This window comes from Chitinophaga solisilvae (genome assembly GCF_009928525.1).
Taxonomy (GTDB): domain Bacteria; phylum Bacteroidota; class Bacteroidia; order Chitinophagales; family Chitinophagaceae; genus Chitinophaga; species Chitinophaga solisilvae.
Window position 1 is genome coordinate 562,073 of the sequence record NZ_JAABOK010000001.1, and the last position, 26,282, is coordinate 588,354.

Here is a 26,282-nt window from a genome sequence, read left to right on the forward strand (position 1 = left end):
CGCTTTTATCTTCGAACTACATTCGTAATTCGCAATTCGTAATTCGCAATTAATTATCTGAACACCAGATACGCCACTATCAGCGTAAAAAACACATTGAACAGCTGCGCGATGATAAATGCCAATGCAGGCTTACCGTTTTCAACTTTAAAAATGTCGGTGAACCGGGTTTCCAGGCCAATGCAGGTGAAGGCGAGGGCGAACCAGTAGGTCTGGATTTCTTTCAGGGAGCCTTTGGTGGCAGCAACTACCGGTGACGGCAGTACGAAGGAAAACAGGAGGGAGGCGGCTATGAAACCCAGTACAAATTTGGGAAAGCGGTCCCAGATAGTTTTCAGGGTAGGCTTCTCATAGTTCCCTTTCTTTTTGGTGTAAGACCAGTACACGGAGATGATGAAAGCCGCCAGTCCAAGTAACACGTTCTGAGAGAATTTCACGATGGTGGCATATTTCAGCGCTTCTTTACCCAGCATGGTACCTGCAGCTACAACGGCGCCGGAGGTATCTATGGTACCACCCAGCCAGGCGCCTGCCACCGCCGGCGACATACCCGCCCAGATAGCGATATACGGCATGAACAGCATCATCGGGATCGCTACGATCATCACCAGCGATATTACGTGCGACAGCTTCTTATTATCTCCTTCAATAGCTCCGGAGGTGGCAATAGCCGCAGAAACCCCGCAGATAGAAACCGCGCTGGAAATCATCATCCTGAATTCGTCGTCCAGTCCCAGCATTTTACATAGCCAGAAGGTGAAGTACCATACGGTGAAAACCACTACGACAGACTGTATGATGCCCAGCATGCCCGCCTGGAGAATATCTCCGAAGATAATATTAGTGCCCAGCAGTACCAGTCCTATTTTAATATAGAGTTCTGTCTGCAGCGCCGGTTTGATCCACTCCGGCAGTCCCAGCACATTGCTGATAAACAATCCGAGCAGCAGGCTGAATAAAACCACCTCTATGCCCAATTCCTTGATAGCCTTATTGGAAGTAATCAGCTGCGCGAGCAGCGAGATGAGAACGATGGCCACCAGGCCGGTCAGCAGCGCGGCTGGTTTATAGTCGCCCGCCAGGAAACGCCCCAGCAGCAGGCTGCCCAGTACCCACAGGAACAGGGTACCTGATCTGAGCAGGTTTTGTCCGTCTGTCAGCTGTGTCAGCAGCTCTCCGGGAGCCGACCAGCCAAATTTTGGCAGGGCCGGTTTCAGTCCGGCTACCACCAGCCCGATAGTAAGAAACGCGATAATCACCGCAATCCAGTCTTCATGAAGTTTTCTAGGTTGTAACATAGGTCTGTGCTTATACAAACGGTTGAGTTGCTAATGGAAAAAGAGGTAGCCCAGCAATACGGCGGTGAGCATCCCGAAGAAGTCGGCAATCAGGCCGGCAGTAAGGGCGTACCGGGTGTTCTTGATATTAACGGAGCCAAAATACACGGCGAGTACATAAAACGTGGTTTCGGTGGTGCCCTGTATGACGCTGGCCAGCTTACCCTGGAAGGAGTCTGGTCCGTATTTGGTCATTACCTCGATCATCAGGCCCCTGGCGCCACCACCGCTCAGCGGTTTCATCAGGGCTACCGGTAACGCAGGTACGAAATCTGTGTTCAGTCCCATCCAGCCGAAAACGGCAGCGATACCATTTATTATATAGTCCATACATCCGGTGGTGCGGAAAACGCTGATAGCCACCAGAATACCCACCAGGTAGGGGATAATGCGGACAGATACCTGGAACCCTTCCTTGGCGCCTTCAATAAAGGCATCGTATACATTGATCTTTTTTATAAGGCCGGCAGTGAGGAAGATAATAACGATACCGAAGATGATACCGCCGCCAAGGTTGGCCATTTTAGGCCCGATCTGGTCGGCAGGCAGGCTCTTCACCCAGAAATAGAGCGCTGTAACCAGTGCGGCGAAACCGCCCAGAAATACCAGTACCGGCAATTTGAACAGGTTGATGCGCTGGTAGGCAGACACGGTGAACATACCCACGATAAATGCAATAAAAGTAGATATAAGGGTAGGAATGAAGATGTCGGCAGGGTTGGCGGCGCCGGCGGCCATTCTGAGGGCAATCACAGAGGTAGGGATGAGCACCACCCCGGCAGTATTCAGCACCAGGAACATAATCTGCGGATTGCTGGCCATCTCCGGCTTAGGATTGATCTCCTGCAGCTCCTTCATGGCTTTCAGGCCCATAGGGGTAGCGGCATTGTCCAGCCCAAGCATGCTGGCAGAGAAGTTCATCATCATAGAACCCATGGCAGGGTGCCCTTTCGGTACTTCCGGGAATAATCTGGAGAAAAAAGGATTGACCAGCCGGGAAAAGCGGTTAATCATACCGGCTACTTCCCCCACACGCATAATACCGAGCCAGAGGGTCATTACGCCCGCCAGGCCCAGAGATATTTCCGCGCCGGTTTTGGCGCTGCTGAGCATACCGGTCATAATCTGCCCGAAGATGGCTGTATCCTGAAGAAACAGGGACTTAAAAACTGCTACCACAAACGCTATCAGGAAAAAGCCCAGCCAAACGTAGTTTAATGCCATTAGATTCTTGGTTTATTCAACCAACAAATAAACTAAAATAAACTTATCTTTGCGCAAATTTTAAAAAATGGCTTTGCAAGTTGGAATTGTAGGATTGCCGAATGTAGGGAAATCAACATTATTTAACGCGGTGAGTAACAGCGCTAAGGCACAGGCCAGCAACTACCGCTTCTGTACGATAGAACCTAACGTAGGACAGGTGGATGTACCTGACGAACGTATGGATAAACTGGCTGAACTGGTGCAGCCACAGCGCGTGGTGCCCACTACCATCGAGTTTGTGGACATTGCCGGACTCGTTAAAGGCGCCAGCAAAGGGGAAGGTCTGGGTAACAAATTCCTGGGCAATATCCGCGAAGTAGATGCTATCGTTCACGTGATCCGCTGCTTCGAGGATGAAAACATCCTCCGCGAGGAAGGTGCTATCAACCCCGTAGGTGACAAGGAAATCATCGATACCGAATTACAGCTGAAAGACCTCGAAAGCGTGGAACGTAAAGTGGCCCGCACCGAGAAAATGGCTAAAACCGGCGGCGACGCCAAAGCCAAAGCGGAATTTGAAGTGCTGAAAAGATGCCAGGAACACCTGGAAAAAGGCCGCAATATCCGTGAGCTGGCACTCAGTAAGGAAGAACGCGTGGCTATCGCTGACCTCTTCCTGCTGACAGAAAAACCTGTACTCTTTGTCGCCAATGTGGACGAAGCCTCCCTGCATACCGGCAACAAATACTCTCAGGCCCTGATCGAATCTGTTAAAGCAGAAAACGCCCAGGTCATCATCATGAACAATACTATCGAAGCGCAGATCTCCGAAATGGAAGATGCCGCCGACAAGGAAATGTTCCTCGGTGAATACGGACTGACAGAACCAGGCCTCAATCGCCTGATCCGCTCTGCCTATAACCTCCTGGAACTGATTACCTACTTCACTGCCGGCGTGCAGGAAGTACGTGCCTGGACCATCCACAAAGGCTGGAAAGCACCGCAGGCCGCCAGCGTTATCCACACCGACTTTGAAAAAGGTTTCATCAAAGCCGAAGTAATCTCCTACGACGACTACGTAAAATACGGTTCAGAAACCGGCGCCCGCGACAACGGCCGCCTGCGCATCGAAGGCAAGGAATACATTGTGGCCGACGGGGATGTGATGCATTTCAGATTCAACGTATAGAACGGAGTTAATTACGAATTGCGAATTACGAATTACGAATTGCGAATTACGAATGTAATGCGAAGATATACGCGAAGACCGAAGCTGATTTAATGCTTCGGTCTTCGCTTTTTTACCTGTATCTCCGCATTCCATTCGCAATTATTGGTTTATATCTTCGTGTAGGTCTTCGCGTTACATTCGTAATTCGCAATTCGTAATTCGTAATTGCCCATAAAAATATTTCTTTAAAAAACAAACTTTGTGAATTGCAGTTATTTATTAGCTTAGCCGACTATTTAATGTTAGCTCATGCGATTTGTCAGGAACGTAAAATTATTTTTCCGGGAAGGGAATTCCGATAAGACCTATGAAATAGACCTTTGCGAAGTCGGCCCGGATCAATACCTTGTTAACTTCAGATACGGAAAACGGTTTGGTAATCTTAAGGAAGGCACCAAGACTACCTCACCCGTTTCACTTTCTGCGGCTACCACTATATTTGATGCACTTGAAAAGGAGAAGCGCAGTAAAGGCTACCTGGGAGAACAGGAAGCTGTGCAGGATCTTGCGTTTACACCGGTAGATGTTTCCGGTGTGGAAGATGTGCGGCACCGTGCCATCATCAAAAGATTACAGGGAGCAGCAGAAGGCAAGCCTGCCTTTAAAACCGACTGGAAAGCCTCCAGGGTTATATGGAAAGCAGGAGAGCTGAAAGTAAAAGAAGCAGTACCCTATCTGATAAAACTGATTGAAAAAGGAGATGCCATTCAGCGTTATTCCGCTTTGTGGTCACTCGGTAAACTGGAAGACGCTGCCGCAGCACCGGTACTGCGCTCCTATATGGAGAACGGTTCCTATCCGCTGAATGTCAGGATGCTGGCGGCTAACGGCCTGCTGCTTGTACTGCCGGAAGAAGAAAAGAATGCATTCATCCAGACCTTCTTCCTGCGGCTGCCTGAAATTTTTCAGGAAACCATCACCAGGAATGTTGCACAGGAAATATATGACCTGATCTATCAGCGGATCTATCAGCAGGAACAACCGGCTTATCCGCTGCTGGAAGAATTGTATATCATCGCCTGGAGTAATGCTGCCGTGAAACAGGCCATGCTCACCTTCCTGACACACCTGCCACTGCGCCCGTCCTGGTTCCAGCATATCCGTCATATCTTTAAACAGGCGGAGCTGCGTAACGACCAGGGTATTGTAGCTGTACTGGCCGCCCGCTTTGAAAGAGAGGCTGCCATGTTCAACAATCCGGGAGTACGACTGGATTATGACGATAACGAATACATTCCTTCCGTATATATTCCTGAACTGCAGGAAGCATTCAAAGCACAGAAAGAGCTGAAGCGGCCCACCAGTAAACTGGCATGGTCCAATAAAACAAAAGGACATTTTAACCGCCGTGTGCTGCGCAACCTGCGGAACTTCGGCGTCCGGGGCGATAATGAGTATGTAAGACTGGCAACCGCACTGCTGCTGCAGTATGAAGAGGAGAGAGATGCCACGAAGGAATATCAGGTGCGTAACTACAAGTATGTAAATAACCGCTACACCACCGTATACACACAGTTTCCGGCCAATTCCAGGGCAGTATTCCTGACCTATATCCTGCGCGGCGCCGCCGCCAATATACGGCTTACCGCTGCCCGCAATGAATGGTACTTCGCGGATGAACTGGACAGCAACGGCCATGTGAAGCCCGCCACAACACTGAAGGCTAACCCCGACGCACAAACGAATACAGATAAGAATAACCTGATAAAGAAATTATTCGGCTGGTTTAGCGGGGGACAAGATAAGAATACAGTCGTTTCCGGTGTGCCGAAAGAGTACAGCCCGGAACCGGCAACCGTCAAAAGCGAGGTGCCGTTCCTGGAGCTCTGGCAGCAGATGCCGCAGGCATTCATCCAGCTGCTGGTATCCGGCCGCATGGAAATGGTGCACATCTTTGCCATGGAGCAGCTGAAAGCCCATCCGGAATATGCTGCCCTGAAAGAAAAAATGGATGAAAAGGTGATCTATAATTTATTACAGAACCCTTTCAGCATCCCGGCTTTCTTCGGGCTTGAACTGGCGCGCGAAAAATATAATCCCGCAGCTATTTCCTTCTTCCTGCTATATGCATTGACGGTAAGCCCGCTGGAACCTGCCCGTATACAAGGACTGGAGTGGGTGAGTCAGCACCTGGCTACCTGCTTCGGCGATGCCGATTTCCTGGTACGGATGATCTATTCTCCGTATAAGGATGTCCGCGCATTTGTGCGGCAGCAGCTGAAGCCGGAACATCTTTCTCCGGATTATGCCCGTGTGGTGGTAGGAAAAGCCTTTGCCGGACTGCTCGCTGCCAAAGATGCAAGCGACGAAGTAAATGAAAATCTGAATGATGGTAACCTGATTCTCGAAGAACATTTTGCCGCCATACTGAAAGATACTGGTATCGCAGTAGTAGAAGACCTGCTGCAGTCGGTTGTTCCGGCTAACCATGCCTTCGCTGCGCGACTGCTGCTGCTGAAAGATAGCGGATTCAATTTCGCAGAAGTATCTGATACCCTGATACAACGCCTGGCTACCAATGGCTACGCGCCGGTAAGAACCGCCGGTATCGGTATTCTGCAGGCAATGCCGGCAGAAGAGTTGCTGAAAAGACCAGAACTGCTGTTATCACTGATCCTGGCTACGCATACGGATGTACGAAACCACATGCGTCCGCTGATAGCCACCCTGGTGCAGCAGAACAGCCAGCTGGCAATATACCTGGTGAATGAGCTGGTACCCCGCCTCATGCGCAAGGAAACAGCAGAAGGTATTCACGACGACATCGGCACTATCCTCAGCAACGAACTGGTGAACTTCCTCCAGGATGTGGATACAGCCACCGCCCTGCGTTTACTGTATTCCAACTACCGCGCTGCACAAAAATTCGGTGTGGTGGTACTGGAGAAATATATTCCTGCCGAAGCCCTCACCCTGAAACAGGTAATTGCTGCCGGCAGCCACGAACTGCTGGAAGTAAGGGAATGGTGCTGGAACTTCTACAACAGAAATGCGGCACGCATCCGCTATGAACGCGATGCTGCCATCGGTATACTGGACGCTAAATGGGATGACTCCCGCCACTTTGCCAAAACATTCTTCCGTACCCAGTTCACAGAAAATGACTGGACTCCGGAAACACTGATAGCTATTGCCGACAGCGTAAGGCCCGATATTCAGGCATTTGGCCGGGAGATGCTGCTGCAGTTTTTCAAGGCGGATGATGGCCCGGCATACCTGCTCAAACTAAGTCAGCATCCGAGTGTACTGATGCAGGTGTTCGCCACCGGCTACCTGGAAAACTATGCCGCCGGTAACCTCGCTTACCTGCAGCAACTCGAACATTATTTCCGCGCTGTGCTCAGCCGCGTCAACAAAGCGCGGGTAGCCAAGGAAAGAATCTTCGCCTTCCTGGAAAAGGAAGCGCTGAAATCTGCCGAAGCTGCCGCCTGCATCGGTAATATTATCGCGCACATTTCAGCTACGGTTTCCATCGGTGATAAAGCCCGTTGTATAACTATTATGCGCAACATACAACAACAACAGTCTGATGTGGCGTTGCCCGTTACCATTATCCCGGCACGCATTAAATCCTGATTTTTATGTTATTCAATTATAGGTATAGTGGTAACTCACAGGTATACAGCAACGCTACCAGCGCCGGTATATCCTTCGCACCGGATACCCATCGCGATCCTACTTTCTTTGTAGGCAAGCTCCATAAGAAAATCGCCTTCCGCGAAGCCATCTCCGCCCTGCATGATGTGGTAGTGTCCGACCTGCGTTTCAAACCCAAGGACAAAACGGAGTACAAAGAGTGGGCGGCCCGCCAGGAATCCCTGTGGCTGGCAGAATACATGAACGGCTACGATGCTGCCGCTGCCAGCCAGCGCATGGATCAGCTGCGTACGGAACTGGATAAGATCAATGCCGAGAAAGATAAGGTGATGGCGCCTTTCTACAAGGCCAGGAAACAATATTTCGATTACCTCTATCAGAAGGACAGAGACGCCTGGTTTGTACTGGACCCGGTAATCACCGTACATCCGGATGAAATGTTCTTCGAATGTTTCAGTCAGGATGAATCTACCTACGGTAAGCTGAGCGCAAGCTATAACGTGTTTAAAGAGGTGAACGAATTTGAATGCGGTACTACCAATATTGATTATTCTGCTGCGCTGTACAACGAATTTCAGAAGATAAGAGATTATAAGGAGACGGATTTTAAAGTAGATCCGGGCGGATTTCAGGTGCAGACTTCCCAGGAAGAACTGTACCATGAAGTAAAGATAGACCTGCCCGACAGCTGGGTGCGCGGATTCCTGCAGGTAAGCTCTGCTATGACGCTGCCCGCCGCCACTTTCGATCTGCATCCGATGGATGTATATAATTTCTGCCTGTGGCTGAGAAGATTCAAAGAGAAGAACGGACCGCGGTCAATCCGGTTCATCCTCGAGCCAGGTAAGCCTGTGCGCGCTGTCTTTGAACCATGGAATCACGAAATCGTATGTGCGAGATCGTTATATACCGGACCACAAAGCCGGGAGATCAGGATATGGGGGAGAAGGAGACTGTTGATCCTGGAAAGACTGATTCCTATCGCCAGGAAATTCACCGTGCATTTAACAGGTAACGGTCTACCATCCTTTTATGTAGCAGATCTGGGAGATATGCAGTTTACACTGGGGCTTTCCGGCTGGACGGCCAATGACTGGTCGCGCGCCGGACAGTTCGATCTCATGGCGCCCCGTGCTATGGTAGATGACAGCGCCAAACTGAAAGTATTCGCAGACCTGAAGACACGCTGGCTGGCAAAACCGGAAACAATTGCTGCCGCTACCGGTCTGGATAAGGCCACCGTACTCGGCGCACTTGGTATCTACACCCAGGCGGGCAAGGTCATATTTGACCTGCACACCGGCATGTACCGGCTGCGTGAACTGAGCCGCGAACCACTGCCGCTGGAAGACCTGCGCTACGCCAACCCGATGGAAGCCGCCGCCAGCAAACTGGTGGAACGCAATCTGGTTACCGTTACTTCAGAACAGGAAATAACAGGAGTGGGTTTACAGCTGAAAGGTAACGTAAAAGGTGCACAGCGTGTATACCATCCCGTTATAGTGATCAACAGTGATGAAAGACTCAGTGAAGCGCATTGTGATTGCAGCCATTACAGTACTAATAAATTATACAAAGGGCCATGCGAACACATGCTGGCACTGCGTATGACGCATGCGGCAAAATAATTCTTACGGATAAGTTTTATTATTCAGAATTATTTTCTAACTTGCTTGCTCGTTAATGATTAAGATCTTTGTAAAGAGGAATTGATTGCACTTGCGCCCGTAAAAGGGACGAATGATGTTTCGTCATTCAGGTATTTTGACTATACATGCTTCACTAAATGCAATCTTTACTTTGGGAGGGGTGTACCTAGTGCGAATTTTCGGTACGACCCCCGAGGGGTGAAATTCACACTAGGTACACCCCTCCCTGGAGTTGATTGATTTAGTCAAAGGTTTGCACGAAGGCCTTTTCCTCTTTACAGAAATTTTATCGCTTCCGGTCAGGCATGGCTACCACAGCCGATTCAAAGCCGGACCACAACGAGATTCCCGCTTTCGGCTGCTACGGCCACTTTTAAAGTTTCACCATTTATCAAAAAGTAAACGCCAACATTATGGCCGAAGGCTTAACCCGTCAACAGCTGTACGACAGAATACGTGCATCCTCCAAAGAGGAATACATCCTGGAAGAAATGACACGCCTGGGTTTCTGGGCAAGGAACACGACGCAGCCATCTCCATCGGAAACGCTTATACGAAAAGAAGGAGAACTGCGGAGGGAACTCAACGAGCTGCTGGCGGAAAAACAAAAGTACCGCAACAGGGAACGTATGCTGGCAGACATGCGCAAGGAGCGTATGCAGAAAGCCAAAGACAAACGCGCCGAAACCAAAAAGCGTAACGAAGAAAAACGCAGGGAAAAAGCGGCTGCCTGGGTGGTACAGAAAAATCTTAACATCGTTTACCTGGGTGAGGAAGTCTCTGCCGGACTGAATAAAAACGTATCTGATGAAGCACAGCTGAAAAAATTCAGTCTCCCTGTTTTCAACGATGCCGTTGCACTCGCCAATGCCATGGGTATCACCATCGGTAAACTGCGCTTCCTGGCCTTTAACAGAAAAGTAGCCACCGGCACACATTATCAGCGCTTCGCTATTCCTAAAAAATCCGGCGGCACCCGTGTGATCTCCGCGCCGATGCCACAATTGAAAGCTGCGCAGCACTGGATACTTGAACATATTCTTTATAAAATAGAAAATGGTAAAGCCGCTCATGGCTTCGTTCCGGGAAAATCCATCGTTACAAATGCCGCGCCGCACGTAGGACAGGACCTGGTCATTAATATGGACCTCCGGGATTTTTTCCCGTCCATCCCCTACAAACGGGTAAAGGGCCTGTTCTGCAAACTGGGTTATAGCGAACAGGTAGCTACCATCCTGGCACTGATATGCACAGAGCCGGAAGTAGACGAGGTTATGCTTGATAACCGGAAATACTACGTCGCTAAAACTGACCGGCACCTGCCACAGGGCGCCCCCACCAGCCCAGCCATCACCAACCTCATCTGCTTCAAACTGGACAGACGCTTCGAGGGCCTGGCCGCTAAATACGGTTACGCCTATACGCGGTATGCTGATGACATGACCTTCTCCGTTAAAGGCGATGCTGCCGATAAAGCCGGACAGGTAATATGGGCAGTAAAACAGGTAGTGAAGGAAGAAGGATTTACCCTGCATCCCGATAAGCTGAAAGTAATGCGCAAAGGCGACAAGCGGGAAGTAACCGGTATTGTGGTAAATGAAAAACTGAGCATCGACAGAGATACCCTGCATAAATTCCGGGCATTGCTCCACCAGATCTCCAAAACCGGCCTCGCCGGCAAACATTGGGGCAAAGGCAATATCATCAGCAGCATGGAAGGATTTGCCAACTACGTATACATGGTAAAGCCTGAACAGGGCGCTAAACTGAAGGCTACCCTCGCTACCTTACTGCAAAGGGAAGATATCAAAGCGGAAGCGCGCAGCATCTGGACCGGCGAAGCCACCGCAGTTGCAGCTGCACCCGCTGATACCATTGCAGACACTACAGCATCTGTAACACCAGTAGCACCAGTAACACCTAAGCCTGAAGGCAAAGCCACAGGTGCAGAAAAGCCCTGGTGGGACATTTTATAAGTAATTGCGAATTACGAATTGCGAATTACGAATGTAGCCCGAAGATAAAAGCGAAGACCGAAGCGATATACTTTTAAGTATTTGCTTCGGTCTTCGCTTTTATCTTCGGGCTACATTCGTAATTCGTAATTCGTAATTCGCAATTTGTATATCGCTCCGGTCTTCGCTTTTATCTTCGGGCTACATTCGTAATTCGCAATTCGTAATTCGCAATTCGTATATCGCTCCGGTCTTCGCTTTTATCTTCGAACTACATTCGTAATTCGCAATTCGTAATTCGCAATTAACCGCAGGTTACAAATTGTAACCCAGTGAAACATACCATTGTGCTCCTACAGTCGGGTTACCCCATGACTGAATGTAGCCTTTGTTCAGGATGTTTACACCGCCGAGTTTTACGGTTGTTTTAATTTTCGGGAACAGCTTGCTCACCATGGCGTCCAGTGTACCATAGGCAGGAATTTCGCTGAGGCCGGCGGTATTGATGTTAGGTCCTACGAAGGAAGACTGCCATACAAAGGCATCCTGCCATTTCCATATAACGTTAACGGCTATATTGGATTTGGCGATGTTGCGGTTACCGACATTCAGGCTGTAACGTACTTTAGGCGTATTGTACATGGCAATGAAGGTACCGAGGTCCTTGGCATTGCTCAGTTCATTATAGGAAATATTACCGCCGGCAGTGAAGTTGAGCGGCAGGCTGTAATCCAGACCGATAGCCCATCCCCATGATTTAACGGTTTCTTCGGCGCTCACAGGTAAGGAGAACACCTGGTTGGTAGCGCCAACTGGTTTCAGCAATATCTGTATACCGTTCATATTTTTGAAATCGTTTTTATAGATGTAGGCATCTATCAGCAATCTTTTAGCGATGAGCGCCTTATAACCGATTTCATACGCTTCAATTCTTTCAGGTTTAAATTCCCGGAAAGTGTATTGTTTAGGTGCGCCGGCCTGTACAGACTGCAGGGTGAATACGCGGCCGGTGTCAAGTCCGTAGCGGGTACGCAGGAAAGGCAAACCGCCGATCAGGTGTGCCTGCGGCGTTACGAGATCGATGTACTGATCCTGGTTGTGAGGAATACGGAAACCTGTCTGGAAGGAGGCACGGATGTTATGTGTTTCCAGGAAGGTGTATACTGCTGACAGGCGCGGACTGAACTGGCCTTTGAAGTTCATGTTCTTGTCATAGCGCAGGGACCCTGTCAGTTTCAGGTGATCCTGGGCCAGCTTTTTCATGATCTGCACATAACCGCCGTATTCGTTGATGCGGAATTCTTTTCCGTTATCATCCACTGCAAAGAGGGTTTTTTCTGAGTTGAGTGCATACCTGCGGTAGTTACCACCTACGAGGATTTCTGCGAAGTTAATCAGGTTATGGAAGTTGTACATGAATTCCAGCTGATACAGATTGGTTTTATCCGTGAACTTCGCACCAACGCCGGTGGCGTCGCCAGGGATAGGTTTGCCTTTTACTTTATCTGCAGCGTCATTGAACTGTTGTGTACCGGGGATCAGGCGGCCGTTATCCGCTACTGCTCTGGCGCTACCGAAATAGGTAGGATAGTTGGAAGCAATGAGCCGGGTACCGGAGGCAATAGCATCATTAGGTGTGGAGCCTGTCTGCAGTGCCCTGCCTACTTCACGGGCAAATACCGGTAATGCGTCGGCCACATATTTCCCGAAGTATTGTCCGTACCATACCTGGCTGCTTTTCCAGGCTTCGTTGATACCGGAAGCGAGGGTACCGCCGGCATAGCTGTCGCCGGAACGTTCCTGTGTGGTATAGGCTCTTACATAGAAATCAGGGCTTCTTAGCTCAATTTTATACTGACCCATGTTGAAGTCTTTCAGCGAGTACCTGTCAGCGCCGGTATACACGGTAGTACCGGAGCCGTAGCTGCCCTGGATGAGGGCTTCCAGGTTTTCCCTGATCTTGTAATGGATAGCGCCGTTAAACTTCAGGTTTTTGGTTTTGTAGTCCACTACATCGGCTTCATTATAACCGGTGCGGGTTACATTAAGTCTGGGAACAAGGCCGTTAAAGAGTTGTGTGGGACTCACTGCACCGCCCATCTGCTGGGAGATGCCTGCCAGTTGCCGGTAAAGCTCTGACTGCTGATTGGCGAACTGTTGTCCCAGCGCGCTGTACATATTTACCGTGTTTTCATCGCCATAGATGTTCACACCATTATATCCTTCGTTGTTTTCGCGGGTGCCATCTGCCAGGGTGTGGCCATTGGCGAGGCTCTGGTCGCGTTTATCATATGCCTGCCAATCGTCAGCCCTGATATAGCCGAGGTTTACCTTGAATGCCCATTTGTTGTTGAAGGCGTGAGCAAAGCGTACGGATACATCATAGAAGCCGGTGGTGGCGGAGGTACGGCCTTTGTCATTCAGGAAGCCGGTTTTTACCAATGCGCTTAAACCCTGGTATTGGAAAGGGTTTTTGCTGTTCATCAGTACGATACCGTTGAGGGCATTAGGTCCGTACAGGGCGGAAGCTGCGCCGGGAATGAGTTCCACATTCTCCAGGTCCAGTTCCGGTATGCCCACCATGTTGCCCACGGAGAAGTTAAGGCCAGGGGCCTGGTTGTCCATACCATCGTTCAGTTGCAGCACACGGGTGTTACCGTTGCTATTGAATCCGCGTGTGTTCACAGATTTAAACGTGAGGCTCTGTGTGCTCATCTCCACGCCTTTCAGGTTGGCGAGGGCGTCGTAGAAAGACGGCGCCGGAGATGCTTTAAGTGCGCGTGCATCCAGCTTTTCGATCGATACCGGTGATTCCAGGATGCTTTCCTGTACACGGCTGGCAGCTACCACTACTTCCTGTCCGAGGATTTCAGTGGAGCTGAGCTGAACGGTAACGGCATCTGACGGGCTGCTGATTTTTCTCTCTTCCGACCTGAATCCAACGTAGGAAAAAACAAGGGTCAGCGGAAACGAATGGGTGGTCTTCAGTTGAAAAGTACCGCCGCCTCCGGTAATAGTACCGCTCGCAGCGCCTTTTACAGCAACGGTTACACCCTGTAAACCATTGCCGGTGGTTTTGTCTGTTACAGTACCAGTGATAGTTGTCGGCGTTTGTGCTGTGATTACCGGGGTAAGGGATAATATTAGCAACAGAGAGCCCAAACATACTTTTAATAGAATGCTTTTCATACGTAGTGGATGTTTAAGAAATTTAGACTCGGTTATATCTAAATATAAGGAAAAAACAAATACCAACTACGATAGGCATATGATTTTCAGGAAGTACGGAATAAGCGGGGATCAATATAAAACCCCGGCTGGTATGTATTCCGGCCGGGGCGATTATTATTTTATCCTGATGGATGCGGGATTTATTTTTCCCAGTCAGACAGGATTTTTCCGATTTTTTCAAATTCGATGAGGAAACCGTCGTGCCCGTAAGACGAATCTATTTCGTGATAGGTAGCCTGTGGCAGGTGCCGGGCGAGGAACTGCTGTTCTTCCGGCGGACATAATATATCGCTGGTAATGCCTACCAGCAGTACAGGCTGACTGATATGGGAGAGGGAAGTGGTAATATCTTCGTGCCTTCCCCTGGCAATATTGTGGCTGTCCATAGCTTTGCTCAGCAGCCAGTACGATTGCGCATGGAAGCGTTTCACCAGCTTGTCGCCCTGGTAGCAGATATAGGACGAGGCCCTGAAATCATCCGTCTTTTCCTTATCCGGGTCCGACTGCGTTCTTACAAACGTCTGATAGTTGCGGTAGGTAAGCATACCTATAGCCCTGGCGGCTTTAAGCCCTTTCTGCCCCGCATCCGGGTGTGCGTCCTGCCAGGTGTTATCCGCCTCGATCGCCAGCCGCTGCGCCGTATGAATAGCAATGCCCCAGGCGCTTTCAGCTGCCCCGGTACATAAAAGGAATAACCGGTCAATCACCTCCGGCTCTGTCAGCGCCCATTCCAGCACCTGATAGCCGCCCATGGAACCACCGATCAGCAGATGAATACGCGGGATCTGCAAGTGAGCGCGCAGCAATATATGCGCCTGCACCATATCCCGTATAGTCACTGCAGGAAAGGAACGGAACCAGGGAGTGCCCGTTTCCGGGTTAACGGTATGCGGCCCGGAACTGCCATAGCAGGACCCTATAATATTGGCGCAGACAATAAAGTGCTTCGCCGGATCTATGGCCCGCCCGGGGCCTATCAGACCAGCCCACCAGTCCGCAGCGTCGCTGTTGGCCGTTAACGCATGACAAACCCATACTACATTACTGCCATCCGCATTCATCGTACCATACGTATGATACGCTATATGTAACTCAGGCAGTACCTGGCCGGACTCTAGCCGGAATGATGTTTTACTGTGAAAAACCCTGATAGACAAGCCTCCGAAATTTTTGCAAAACTACAATAAGTCAGGTAATTTTTAATTACGAATTACGAATTACGAATTGCGAATGTAGTTCGAAGATAAAAGCGAAGACCGAAGCGGATACTTTAAGTATGATCGCTTCGGTCTTCGCTTTTATCTTCGAACTACATTCGTAATTCGCAATTCGCAATTCGCAATTGAATTATTTATCTTTGCGTAAGAAAATCTTATATTATGAAAATAGCATTACAAAGAGTAGATGACGGATTCAATATGGAGGCGGTAGATGAAGGCGGCCACAAAGTGCTGATGGATTCATCTTTGGAGAATGGTGGTAAGAATAATGGTGTCAGACCTATGCAGATGGTGATTATGGGGCTTGGTGGCTGTTCAGCCATTGATGTGCTGATGATCCTGAAGAAGCAGCGCCAGGAGGTAACAGATTTTCGTATAGAGATAGACGCAGAAAGAGAAAAAGGGAAAGAGCCTGCACTGTGGGAAACAGCGCATATCATCTTTCATCTGACAGGTAATATAGATGCCGATAAAGCGGCGCGTGCCGTGGAATTGTCTATGAATAAATATTGCTCGGTAGCGGAAACCCTGCGGCAGGCCAATACAAAACTGACCTGGGAAGTGAAACTGAATGCATAATCTGGCGAAACTACCATATCAATGAGCAAAAAAAATCAATACCAACCGGATACCAATGCTGTAAGGATTCAGACGGCGAGAACCAATGAGATGGAACATTCCACACCGATGTTCCTGACCTCCAGCTTTTGTTTTGATAATGCCGAAGAGATGCGGGCCACATTTGCGGACGAAACGGACTTCAATATATACAGCCGTTTCAGCAATCCCAATGTAGATGAGTTTGTGCAGAAGATGTGCTCCCTTGAAGGAGCGGAGGCAGGTTATGCCACCGCATCTGGCATGAGCGCTATTTTTGCCAGCTTTATGGCCCTGCTGAAAGCCGGTGATCACCTGCTGAGTGCCCGCTCCATTTTCGGATCTACGCATACAGTCATCACCAAATTCCTTCCCAAATGGGGCATTGAAGTATCTTACTTTGATATCAATGACCCGGCAGGCATTGAAGCGCATGTAAAGCCCAATACCCGCATGATCTTCGTGGAAACGCCTTCCAATCCGGGCCTGGAAATTATTGACATTGCCCTGCTGGCGGGTATTGCAGACAAACATAACATCATCCTGAACGTTGATAACTGCTTTGCCACCCCGGTGCTGCAAAGACCTATAGAGCTGGGAGCGCACATCGTGACCCACTCTGCCACCAAGTGGATTGACGGCCAGGGCCGCGTATTGGGCGGCGCCGTGGTAGGTAAGAAAGAACTGATAAAGGAAATCTATACCTTCTGCAGAAGCACAGGCCCTTCTATGTCACCATTCAATGCCTGGGTACTGAGCAAAAGCCTCGAAACACTGCACATACGCATGGAAAGGCATACCGGCAGCGCATTGCAGCTGGCAAAGGCGCTGGAAGGTAATCCTCACCTGACTTCCGTGAAATATCCTTTCCTGCCCAGCCATCCGCAATATGACATCGCACAGAAGCAGATGAGCGGTGGCGGCGGCATCGTTTGTTTTGAACTGAAAGGCGGTCTGGAAAGCGGCGTCCGCTTCCTGAACTCCCTTCAGCTCCTCTCGCTCACCGCCAACCTGGGAGACAGCCGCAGCATCGCCTCCCATCCGGCCAGCACCACCCACGCCAAACTCACCGACGCCGAAAGAGCCAGCGTAGGCATAACGCCAGGCCTTATACGTATTTCCGTCGGCCTCGAAAATATCAAAGACATCGTTGAAGATATAGAGATGGCGCTGGAAAAAAGTAAATAATTACGAATTACGAATTGCGAATGAGGAGCGAAGACATCAGCGAAGAAGTAAATTCTTTATCCGCTGATGTCTTCGCTCCTCATTCGCAATTCGTAATTCGTAATTCGTAATTATTTCCCTAAATTAGGAAGATCAATTTTCACTTATGAGGTTTTTTGTCCATTTTCTGACTATCCTGATACTGGCCTATGTTGCCGGCATGGTGCTCCCATGGTGGAGCGTAGCGCTGGTTGCCTTCCTGGTAACTTTACTGATGCCGCTTTCTCCCGGCAGATCTTTTTTCAGCGCCTTCATGGGCGTGTTTGTTTTATGGCTGGTGCTGGCATTCTATGCGGATGTACGTAATGACCATCTGCTGGCCAACCGTATGAGCGAAATGATACTGAAAGTGCGCAGCGCACCTCTGATAGGAGTGATCAGTGCTGTCATCGGCGGACTGGTAGCCGGTTTTGCTGCCAGTAGCGCTGCCTTTCTCCGCGCTGTAAAGAAACCTGCCTGAGTGCTTATCCAGTCTTGTTAAACTTCTTTTAAAACAACAGGTGTCTGGTTTATCTGAGCCAAAGGCATTTATTTTTGAGCTATGATAAAATACTTTCCTGCCCTGTTTTTATTCCTGATAGCCGGCTATTGTGAAGCCGGAATTATCAGGGGAGTTGTAACCGATAATAATAATCACCCGCTTCCATATGCCACCGTGCTGATAAAAGGTACCACCAATGGTACTACCACCAATGCGGCCGGGCAGTATCAGCTTGACCTGCCTGCAGGTCAGTATACCATCGTGTGCCAGTATATCGGCTACCGGAAAACGGAAGTGAAGGTTAACGTTGACGCCCCTACGCAGACACAGGATTTTCACCTGGAGCCACTGAATATGCAGATAAAGGAAGTGGTGATAAAAGCCGGAAAGGAAGATCCTGCCTATGAGATTATCCGGCAGGCCATCCGCAAACGTGCACTGTATCAGCAACAGGTGAAGGAATATACCTGCATGTCCTATATCAAAGGCACCATCAATATGGATGGCGCACCCGACAGGTTCCTCGGACAGAAAATAGATAAAGAGGATATGGGAGTCGACAGCGCCGGCAAAGGCATGGTATTCCTCTCGGAATCCGTCACCAAAGTATCTTACCGGGAACCGGACAAGCTGAAACTGGAGGTCGTCTCTTCCCGCAAAAGTGGTGGTGGTTTTGGACTCAGCTTTCCCGCCTTCATCAGCTTTTATGATAACAACGTAACAGCTGTTATCACCCAGATAGGCCCCCGTGGCTATATTTCACCTATTGCACAAAACGCCCTGTACTATTACAAGTACCGCCTGGAAGGGGAATTCACAGAAGACGGAAAGACAATCAGCCGTATCAGGGTAATACCCCGGCGTAAGCAGGAACCGCTGTTTTCAGGATATATCTTTATCACAGACGGCGACTGGCGTATTCACAGTACAGACCTGCTGCTCACCAAGGAGTATCAGCTGGAACTGATGGATACCCTGCGGATCCGGCAGACACACGTACCTGTTGCAGATGACGTGTGGCGCGTGAAAGATCAGTACATGCATTTTTCTTTCGATAAATTCGGCTTCCGTATGGAAGGTAATTTCGTGAATGTATATGCCGACTATAACCTTCATCCGCAGTTCCCGCCCAGGTATTTTGATAACACCTTCCTGAAATACGATTCCGCTTTTGATAAAAAGGATCCGGCCTACTGGGATAGTATACGCCCGGTACCACTGGAAACAGCAGAGGCAAAGGACTATCATGAGAAAGACAGTACCGCCAAAGCTAACCGGGATTCCGCCTTCTCCCGGTATACGCTGGATTCCATGCGCCGGAAACAGAAGCCGGTAAAGATGATGGACGTATTATGGAACGGTGCGAAACACAAGTATTATTTCCGCAGAGACAGCAGTATTGTATCCCACGACCTGAAAGTAAGGGGATTGCTGCAGGCATTGAAATATAATACAGTAGAGGGGCTGGCGCTGGCGCTGGAACCTACGCTGCTGCTGAATACAGGCAAGGAAGAGAAACTCCGCATTTCTCCGTTTATACGCTACGGGTTGAGCAATACTCACCTCAACGCCTATACGGAAATAGCCTGGACCAGTGAAAGCCGTATCCGCAGTAAGTTTGGTAGTAATGAATGGCTCCTGGCAGGAGGGAAGCGTATCTCCCAGTTTAATAATGCCAACCCGATAGATAATATTGCCAATGAATTTTATACGCTGTTGCTGAAAGAAAACTATATGAAGCTGTATGAAAACTGGTTCGGCCATTTGCAGTACAGTCGCGTATTTCAGACAAATGATAAACTAACGGCCGGCATCAGGTATGAAAGCAGGATACCTGTGGAAAATACCACAGACTTTGTCATCTTTCAGCAGAAGGACAAACTGTTTACCCCGAACCATCCGGAAGAACTGGCGCATGTGCCCTTTGAACGGCATCAGGCCCTGGTGGTGGACCTCAGCTTCCGCTTCCAGCCGGGACAGCAGTTCATAGAGCTGCCGGATCGCAAGATCCCTTTCAGCTCAAAGTATCCCACCTTTGAAGTAGCCTATAGTAAAGGGATTCCCAATGTGGCTAACAGTATCGTGGACTTTGACAAATGGAGCGTAGCCGCTTCAGATGCCATGAACTTTAAACTGTTTGGTGAGTTCAGGTACCGGGTGGCTGCCGGCGGCTTCCTGAACGACCGCAATGTGCAGATACCGGATTTCCAGCACTTCAATGGTAACCAGACCTTTTATAACCTGAAATACCTGAACAGCTTCCAGCTGGCGCCATATTATAAATACAGTACCACAGCGCCGTTTTATGCAACGCTGAATGCAGAACACCATTTTAATGGTTTGCTGACCAATAAAATACCGGTGATTAATCGTCTGAAATGGAACCTGGTGGCAGGCGTCAATGCATTCTATGTAAATGGCGACAATAATTATGTGGAAGTCTTTGCGGGGCTGGAGAATATCTTCAAACTGGTGAGGGTAGATGTGGTAACTGGATACCAAAGTAAAGACAATACACGGGTAGGCGTCAGGGTAGGTTTTGGCGGTATTTTCGGCGGTATGCTGAAGCCGGGCAATAATAAATAATAACCGCTTTCCTTCGTTTGATATTTAAAATGCCGCAGATAGGGGTCACCATTCGGGCATTTTAAATATCAATATCAAAAGAAAAAAAACTCGGATAAACTATCTTCTCTTGCTCCTCATTTCTTTTTTCCCATCGAAGAAATAAGCCAGTAATCTGTAAATCCAGATACCAACGATCGCGTACAAAAAGTAAGTAAGGTAAATACTCATAAACTAACATTTTCGGGTTAAACAATAATTTATTCTCAAACGATATTTTCAAAAAGGGTGCCAACCGGGTTAAAAACTTATAAGCAAATTTATATACAATAATTATCAAATAGTTATAATCAGATAATTATTTTTTTCACACTTTGTGAACATTCAGGCATCCTCCTGCGTTGTAAGATTATACATATTGCATACACTAATTGTGTGTTTTTTTCTCACACTGACGTGTTAAAATTGGATTGTCATCACCCAGGAAAACCAGTACACTATGAAACGGATTGCCTTTATAGCCCTGATTACCGGTATGCTGCTCGCTGCGGTGGCTTATATCAGTGAAATGAACAACTTTCCTGGCGCCGTGGAACTGAGAACTGCCGGCTTTATCGGCTACATCTTCATTATCAGTGCTATAGCTTATTTTTCCCTGCATGTGTTGTATGAATGGAGTAAGGACGCAGAACCCCGGCAGTTATAATACTTATCCCGCAATACTGGCGCGGCCATTCCCCACTTTGTAGGCGCCGGTTATTACATGCATTAAAAAACGCCTGCCCTTGCGGACAGACGTTTCTGAATTTCATGGTGTTGCATTAGCACACACAGGTCCTGTAGCGGGTACAAACAGTATTCAGCGTTGCCGCGCCGCCTTTGATTTCCTGCTGTTGCTGTTGAGTTAACGTAGTTACCCTGATAGTGGTAAGACGTAACTTTTTGGAAGGTGCTTTTTTCATACGTAAAATTGGTTAAACGTGATTGGCGGCAATTAAATATAGTATGCTTCACTGCAGTCTGTCTGCACCCGGTACATAATCCGGTTTCCCGGAAAAACACCTCAGCTTTATATCGTATCCTCAGGTAACTTTTAAAAACGGAGTTATGAAAATACCTGTATTAGCTGTGCTGGCATGGCTGCTGTATGCCTGCGAGCATGTAAACGCGCCTTCACAGGCGGTTATACCGGAAAACCACATCCTGGTTGATACCACGAACCGTATACCGCTGGCCAGTCTGACACTTACTGACGGAAAAAAGATAGTAGTATTTGACAATGGCACCTGGATATATGCATCTGAAGAAGCAGACCGGGTAAAAGGCAGGGGCAACAAAGGGACCGCCGCCACGGAGCCTGTCCGGCAAAGTTTTTCAGGCAGCAATACCTCTTTCAGCAACGGCACCTGCGGCCACCCTACCAGGAAAGGCGGCACCTGCCGGCGGCACGTCAGGGGAGGAGGTTATTGCTGGCAGCACGGAGGCTGAAATTTGTATTTTAATTAGTTTGTATGTGTTAGTGCCTGCTCATTTACAACTTCTTCAGAAAACAACCCGGAGAAAGCGTAAAAATGGTTACCTTTGCGGTCCTTCATCAAAAATGAAGGTGTAAATTACTTTTAATCGATCTAAGCCCTTTACAGTAGGGCATTGATTGAAATTTTGTTCACGACGCAGGTGTCCTTAAAATTTCAAACACATGGCATTACACAACAGAGTATCTGCGGCCGAGCTTAAAAAGAAGCTGGCCCTGGAAACATTTAAACGCGTGACGGTCTCCTTCTACCAGTACGCAAAAATTGAAGACCCGCAGGCTTTCCGTGATCAGCTGTACGCTTCCCTTTTCCAACTGAATGTATTCGGACGTATCTACGTGGCCCATGAAGGTATCAATGCACAGATCAGCGTGCCTGAAAACAACTTCGATGCTTTCCGGGATACGCTCTACGCCATCAGCTTCCTGCATGGCATCCGCCTCAACGTTGCAGTCGATGACGATGGTAAATCCTTCTTTGTACTGAAAATTAAAGTACGGGAGAAAATTGTGGCTGACGGCATCGATGATCCCACCTTCGATATGGCTAACCGCGGCAAATACGTAGACGCAAAGCACTTCAACGAGCTGACCGACGATCCGGATACCGTAATTGTAGACATGCGCAACCACTACGAATTTGAAGTGGGTCATTTTGAAGGCGCTATCGAAGTGCCTTCCGACACTTTCCGCGATCAGCTCCCGATGGCTGTGGATATGCTGAAAGATCAGAAAGACAAAAACATCATTATGTATTGCACCGGCGGTATCCGCTGTGAGAAAGCATCTGCCTACATGCTGCATAATGGCTTCAAAAATGTGTTTCACCTGGAAGGCGGTATCATTGAATATACCAACAAGGCCCGCCAGCAGGGGTTACCACTGAAATTTAAAGGTAAGAACTTCGTATTCGACGACCGCCTCGGCGAACGTATCAGTGAAGACATCATCAGCCAGTGCCACCAATGCGGCGCACCCTGCGATACCCATACCAACTGCCTCAATGATGGCTGCCACCTGTTGTTCATCCAGTGCGAATCCTGCGCCCGCCAATATGAAGGTTGCTGCAGCGATGCCTGTAAAGAGGTGAACCGGCTGCCGGAAGAAGAAAGAGCCAGCTTACGTAAAGGCGTGGAAAAAGGACTGATGTTTAATAAGTCCCGCAGACGAAGAAAATAAAAAATCCGCCCCGCGTTGTTTCTTCTCGGCAGGGCGGAGTAGAGATTATAAAATCAGTGGGGGCCGGCCATAGCCGGCCTTTACTTTTTCTATAACCATTCTATCAACCTATATGCGAACTAAAAGCTGTCAGCCTGACTGGCAGACTGATAGCTTTCAGTGGCCTCCAACTAACTGTTGAAAGCCTTCCGGTAGGCTCCGTAGAATATGATCGGGAATACCAGTAACGTCAGTACGGTTGCGGTAATCAACCCGCCAATCACCACAATGGCCAATGGCTTCTGCGTTTCAGATCCGATCCCGTGCGACAATGCCGCCGGCACCAGACCAATAGCCGCCATCAACGCTGTCATCACCACCGGGCGCGTACGCGACTGTACACCGAGTCTGATGGATTCATTCAGACTGAGCTTCTGTTGTAAATTCTTATGGAAGACAGAAATAAGGATTACCCCGTTCTGAATACATATACCAAACAGCGCAATGAAACCTACACCGGCAGAGATACCGAAGTTCATACCGGTAACATGCAGCGCCAGTATACCTCCGATCAGCGCAAAGGGTACGTTCATGAGCACCAGCCCGGCATCCTTTACGTTGCCCAGCATAATAAACAGTACCATGAAAATGGCAATGATACTGATCGGTACTACCTGTCCCAGCCGCTGAGTGGCCCGCACCTGGTTTTCAAATTCACCTGTCCAGCCTATGTTGTAGCCTTTCGGTAATTTAATCACCTTGTTGATTTTCTGCTGTGCCTCTGCAATGGTGGAACCGAGGTCACGGTCCCGCACAGAAAACTTCACGCCGATAAACCGTTTGTTGAGATCACGGTAGATAAACGCCGGACCGGTAATAGTCTTGATTTCGGCGATCTCTTTCAGCGGTACCTTGTTATTGTTGATGGTAGGTACCATCAGGTTGGCAAGGTCTTCCTCCGTTTTGCGGTAGTTCTCGTCATAACGGATACGGATATCGAATTTCTTTTCTCCTTCATAAAGCTGGGTAGCGGTTTTACCGCCGATAGCCATTTCTATCACAGCCTGCGCATCCCCGGTGGATACGCCGTACTGCGCCATCTTGTTATCATCCAGATTAATACTCATCTCAGGCTGACCTATATTCCGGATAACGCCGAGATCCTTGATGCCCTGCACTGTTTTTAACTGCGCAATCACTTGCTGGGACAGGGATTCCAGCTGCACCAGGTCCGCACCATAGATCTTCACACCATTGGCGGCCTTGAAACCGGCAACCGCTTCAGATACGTTATCGCTGATAGGCTGGGAGAAGTTGAGAATAATGCCCGGATACTTACGCAGCCGCTGTTCCATCTGTGAAATCAGTTCATCCTGCGTAATGCCGCGTTTCCACTCATCTTTGGGCGCCAGGTCTACCTGATACTGTATAAAGTAAAAACCATTGGGGTCCGTACCGTCATTGGAGCGGCCTACCTGAGACAGTACACGCTTTACCTCAGGGAAGCCGCCAAGATCCTGACGGATATTGTGCGCCATCTTCGTACTTTCTGTGAGCGACATGCTCATCGGCAATTCGGTGGTCACCCACAGGGAGCCTTCATTGAGCTGCGGCAGAAATTCTGTTCCCAGAAATTTGGCAGAGAGGAAAGTCAGCACCATGAAAGCCAGTGCCAGCATAATACTCAGCCGCTTGTTACGGTAGGTCCAGCCAAAACCTCTGGTGACAATCCTGTCAAAGAAATTAACGATGAAGTTATTCTTCTCTTTTACATTTTTATTCAGCAGGATAGAACAGAGCACCGGCACCAGCGTGAGTGTGAACAGCAATGCGCCCATCAGCGCAAAGCCCAGTGTCCAGGCCAGCGGAGAGAACATTTTGCCTTCTACCTTCTGGAAAGAGAAAATAGGCACCAGCGATATGATGATGATGAGTTTGGAGAAGAAAATAGCTTTAGCCAGATCCCCGCCTGTCTGCTTGATCCATCCGAGCTTGGCCATCTTGTTGAACCGCTCCATCCCGTATTTATGGGCCTTATGATCCAGCATCACGAAGATACCTTCTACCATCACTACGGCCCCGTCAATGATAATACCGAAGTCGATGGCGCCCATGGAAAGCAGGTTGGCGCTCATGCCTTTCATACGAAGGCACATGAACGCAAACAGGAGTGCCAGCGGGATAATGATAGATACAATGACGGTGGTGCGCCAGTCGGCCATGAACAGGAATACAATTACTGTTACGAAGATGATACCTTCGGCCAGGTTGTGCATCACGGTATGGGTACAGAAACGCATCAGGTTATCACGGTCATAGAAGGTTTCCATTTTGATGTCGTCGGGCAGCACGGTTTCATTCAGTTCCTTCAGCTTGTCTTTCAGGCGTATCAATACTTCCGATGGGTTTTCGCCTTTGCGCATTACCACAATACCTTCTACGAGGTCGTCCTGTTTATCCAGTCCTACCTGGCCTACTCGCGGTGCGGATGATTCATGTACATTCGCCAGATCCTTTACCAGGAGCGGCACGCCATTAATATTCTGGATAATGATATTCTGAATGTCGGAGATGCTGTTCAGCAGACCAATTCCACGAACTACATAAGCCTGGCCGTTTTTCTCAATGACATCACCGCCTACATTGACATTACTTTTGGTAACAGCCTGGTAGAGTTCCAGCGGGGTAATATCGTATTTTGCCAGCCGTACCGGGTCGGCAGAGATCTCATAAATTTTCTCCTGACCGCCGAAGGCGACTACGTCTGCCACGCCGGGCACACTGCGGATCTGCCGGTCTATCACCCAGTTCTGCCAGGTAAGCAGTTCGCGGGAATCGCGTTTATTGCTCCTGAGATAATAGCGGAAGATCTCACCGGTAGGGCCGTAGGGCGGCTGTACTTCAGGATCTGCGCCTTCCGGCAGGTTGATACTGGTGAGCATGTTATTGACCTGCTGCCGTGCGAAGAAATCTTCTACATCATCTTCAAACATGATTTTCACCACAGACAATCCGAACATAGTCACAGAGCGTACGCTGGTCTTGCGTTGTACGGCGTTCATCGATACTTCAATGGGAAGCGTCACAAAACGTTCTACTTCCTGGGCGCTGCGGCCGTTCCATTTGGTAACGATGACAATCTGTGTATTGGTGACATCGGGGAATGCCTCGATGGGCGTATGTAAAAACGAGAACACGCCTGCTACAATCAGCGTGGCTACGCTGATGAAAACAAACAGTTTGTTTTTGAGCGAAAAAGCTACAATATTTCTGATGAATTTATTCATAACTCCT

At 49.0% G+C, this 26,282-nt stretch carries 17 protein-coding genes; 11 read left to right on the forward strand and 6 right to left on the reverse strand.

What is annotated here, in order from left to right; genetic code table 11:
• Nucleotides 1-53: 53 nt before the first annotated feature.
• On the reverse strand, nt 54-1,298 hold the full coding sequence (locus GWG06_RS01980; protein WP_160711000.1) for a YeiH family protein: 1,245 nt from the start codon (nt 1,296-1,298) through the stop codon (nt 54-56).
• Between the two features lie 30 nt (nt 1,299-1,328).
• Nucleotides 1,329-2,561 (reverse strand): nucleoside recognition domain-containing protein, encoded by a 1,233-nt coding sequence (locus GWG06_RS01985; protein ID WP_160711001.1) that lies wholly within the window; start codon nt 2,559-2,561, stop codon nt 1,329-1,331.
• A gap of 67 nt (nt 2,562-2,628) precedes the next feature.
• Here GWG06_RS01985 and ychF point away from each other — a divergent pair, with 67 nt between their 5' ends.
• The 4 genes from ychF to GWG06_RS02005 all read left to right on the forward strand — a co-directional run bounded on the left by ychF (nt 2,629) and on the right by GWG06_RS02005 (nt 10,996).
• Entirely contained in the window at nt 2,629-3,732 is a 1,104-nt protein-coding gene (ychF, locus tag GWG06_RS01990) for a redox-regulated ATPase YchF (protein WP_160711002.1), read from the forward strand.
• 291 nt (nt 3,733-4,023) lie between these two features.
• Nucleotides 4,024-7,350, forward strand: coding sequence for a HEAT repeat domain-containing protein (locus tag GWG06_RS01995; RefSeq protein ID WP_160711003.1), 3,327 nt, complete (start codon nt 4,024-4,026; stop codon nt 7,348-7,350).
• Nucleotides 7,351-7,355: 5 nt separating this feature from the next.
• Nucleotides 7,356-8,999: an SWIM zinc finger family protein gene (locus GWG06_RS02000; protein ID WP_160711004.1), complete on the forward strand. Its 1,644-nt coding sequence runs from the start codon at nt 7,356-7,358 to the stop codon at nt 8,997-8,999.
• 434 nt (nt 9,000-9,433) lie between these two features.
• Entirely contained in the window at nt 9,434-10,996 is a 1,563-nt protein-coding gene (locus GWG06_RS02005; RefSeq protein ID WP_160711005.1) for a reverse transcriptase family protein, read from the forward strand.
• Nucleotides 10,997-11,290: 294 nt separating this feature from the next.
• On the opposite strand, the gene GWG06_RS02010 is transcribed toward GWG06_RS02005, so the two are convergent.
• Both GWG06_RS02010 and metX read right to left on the reverse strand, forming a co-directional pair.
• Nucleotides 11,291-14,164: a TonB-dependent receptor gene (locus tag GWG06_RS02010; RefSeq protein WP_127038033.1), complete on the reverse strand. Its 2,874-nt coding sequence runs from the start codon at nt 14,162-14,164 to the stop codon at nt 11,291-11,293.
• A gap of 182 nt (nt 14,165-14,346) precedes the next feature.
• Nucleotides 14,347-15,363 carry a homoserine O-acetyltransferase MetX gene (metX, locus tag GWG06_RS02015; protein ID WP_160711006.1) on the reverse strand — a complete coding sequence of 339 codons (1,017 nt, stop codon included), beginning with the start codon at nt 15,361-15,363 and terminating at the stop codon, nt 14,347-14,349.
• A 222-nt stretch (nt 15,364-15,585) separates the two neighbouring features.
• On the opposite strand from metX, the gene GWG06_RS02020 reads away from it, so the two are divergent.
• The 5 genes from GWG06_RS02020 to GWG06_RS02040 all read left to right on the forward strand — a co-directional run bounded on the left by GWG06_RS02020 (nt 15,586) and on the right by GWG06_RS02040 (nt 21,002).
• Nucleotides 15,586-16,005 carry an OsmC family protein gene (locus tag GWG06_RS02020; protein WP_127042213.1) on the forward strand — a complete coding sequence of 140 codons (420 nt, stop codon included), beginning with the start codon at nt 15,586-15,588 and terminating at the stop codon, nt 16,003-16,005.
• Nucleotides 16,006-16,026: 21 nt separating this feature from the next.
• Nucleotides 16,027-17,211 (forward strand): O-succinylhomoserine sulfhydrylase, encoded by a 1,185-nt coding sequence (locus GWG06_RS02025; RefSeq protein ID WP_127042214.1) that lies wholly within the window; start codon nt 16,027-16,029, stop codon nt 17,209-17,211.
• Nucleotides 17,212-17,356: 145 nt separating this feature from the next.
• Nucleotides 17,357-17,710, forward strand: coding sequence for a hypothetical protein (locus tag GWG06_RS02030; protein ID WP_160711008.1), 354 nt, complete (start codon nt 17,357-17,359; stop codon nt 17,708-17,710).
• 81 nt (nt 17,711-17,791) lie between these two features.
• Nucleotides 17,792-20,317 carry a DUF5686 family protein gene (locus tag GWG06_RS02035; protein ID WP_160711010.1) on the forward strand — a complete coding sequence of 842 codons (2,526 nt, stop codon included), beginning with the start codon at nt 17,792-17,794 and terminating at the stop codon, nt 20,315-20,317.
• Between the two features lie 478 nt (nt 20,318-20,795).
• Nucleotides 20,796-21,002, forward strand: a complete 207-nt coding sequence (locus GWG06_RS02040) for a hypothetical protein (RefSeq protein WP_127042220.1) — start codon at nt 20,796-20,798, stop codon at nt 21,000-21,002.
• Nucleotides 21,003-21,117: 115 nt separating this feature from the next.
• On the opposite strand, the gene GWG06_RS02045 is transcribed toward GWG06_RS02040, so the two are convergent.
• Entirely contained in the window at nt 21,118-21,258 is a 141-nt protein-coding gene (locus GWG06_RS02045) for a class I lanthipeptide (RefSeq protein WP_158631580.1), read from the reverse strand.
• A 145-nt stretch (nt 21,259-21,403) separates the two neighbouring features.
• On the opposite strand from GWG06_RS02045, the gene GWG06_RS02050 reads away from it, so the two are divergent.
• Together GWG06_RS02050 and trhO are read left to right on the forward strand one after the other, a co-directional pair.
• Nucleotides 21,404-21,784 carry a hypothetical protein gene (locus tag GWG06_RS02050; protein ID WP_160711012.1) on the forward strand — a complete coding sequence of 127 codons (381 nt, stop codon included), beginning with the start codon at nt 21,404-21,406 and terminating at the stop codon, nt 21,782-21,784.
• 211 nt (nt 21,785-21,995) lie between these two features.
• On the forward strand, nt 21,996-23,009 hold the full coding sequence (gene trhO, locus GWG06_RS02055; RefSeq protein ID WP_160711014.1) for an oxygen-dependent tRNA uridine(34) hydroxylase TrhO: 1,014 nt from the start codon (nt 21,996-21,998) through the stop codon (nt 23,007-23,009).
• A gap of 170 nt (nt 23,010-23,179) precedes the next feature.
• On the opposite strand, the gene GWG06_RS02060 is transcribed toward trhO, so the two are convergent.
• A complete protein-coding gene (locus GWG06_RS02060; protein ID WP_160711016.1) occupies nt 23,180-26,275 on the reverse strand; it encodes an efflux RND transporter permease subunit in 3,096 nt (1,031 codons plus the stop codon).
• Nucleotides 26,276-26,282: the final 7 nt, after the last annotated feature.

What these genes read in the sequence shown, in the direction of transcription:
- GWG06_RS01980 (WP_160711000.1), bottom strand. Translation starts at nt 1,298, where the DNA reads ATGTTACAACCTAGAAAACTTCATGAAGACTGGATTGCGGTGATTATC.
- GWG06_RS01985 (WP_160711001.1), bottom strand. Translation starts at nt 2,561, where the DNA reads ATGGCATTAAACTACGTTTGGCTGGGCTTTTTCCTGATAGCGTTTGTG.
- ychF (WP_160711002.1), top strand. Translation starts at nt 2,629, where the DNA reads ATGGCTTTGCAAGTTGGAATTGTAGGATTGCCGAATGTAGGGAAATCA.
- GWG06_RS01995 (WP_160711003.1), top strand. Translation starts at nt 4,024, where the DNA reads ATGCGATTTGTCAGGAACGTAAAATTATTTTTCCGGGAAGGGAATTCC.
- GWG06_RS02000 (WP_160711004.1), top strand. Translation starts at nt 7,356, where the DNA reads ATGTTATTCAATTATAGGTATAGTGGTAACTCACAGGTATACAGCAAC.
- GWG06_RS02005 (WP_160711005.1), top strand. Translation starts at nt 9,434, where the DNA reads ATGGCCGAAGGCTTAACCCGTCAACAGCTGTACGACAGAATACGTGCA.
- GWG06_RS02010 (WP_127038033.1), bottom strand. Translation starts at nt 14,164, where the DNA reads ATGAAAAGCATTCTATTAAAAGTATGTTTGGGCTCTCTGTTGCTAATA.
- GWG06_RS02020 (WP_127042213.1), top strand. Translation starts at nt 15,586, where the DNA reads ATGAAAATAGCATTACAAAGAGTAGATGACGGATTCAATATGGAGGCG.
- GWG06_RS02025 (WP_127042214.1), top strand. Translation starts at nt 16,027, where the DNA reads ATGAGCAAAAAAAATCAATACCAACCGGATACCAATGCTGTAAGGATT.
- GWG06_RS02030 (WP_160711008.1), top strand. Translation starts at nt 17,357, where the DNA reads ATGAGGTTTTTTGTCCATTTTCTGACTATCCTGATACTGGCCTATGTT.
- GWG06_RS02035 (WP_160711010.1), top strand. Translation starts at nt 17,792, where the DNA reads ATGATAAAATACTTTCCTGCCCTGTTTTTATTCCTGATAGCCGGCTAT.
- GWG06_RS02040 (WP_127042220.1), top strand. Translation starts at nt 20,796, where the DNA reads ATGAAACGGATTGCCTTTATAGCCCTGATTACCGGTATGCTGCTCGCT.
- GWG06_RS02045 (WP_158631580.1), bottom strand. Translation starts at nt 21,258, where the DNA reads ATGAAAAAAGCACCTTCCAAAAAGTTACGTCTTACCACTATCAGGGTA.
- GWG06_RS02050 (WP_160711012.1), top strand. Translation starts at nt 21,404, where the DNA reads ATGAAAATACCTGTATTAGCTGTGCTGGCATGGCTGCTGTATGCCTGC.
- trhO (WP_160711014.1), top strand. Translation starts at nt 21,996, where the DNA reads ATGGCATTACACAACAGAGTATCTGCGGCCGAGCTTAAAAAGAAGCTG.
- GWG06_RS02060 (WP_160711016.1), bottom strand. Translation starts at nt 26,275, where the DNA reads ATGAATAAATTCATCAGAAATATTGTAGCTTTTTCGCTCAAAAACAAA.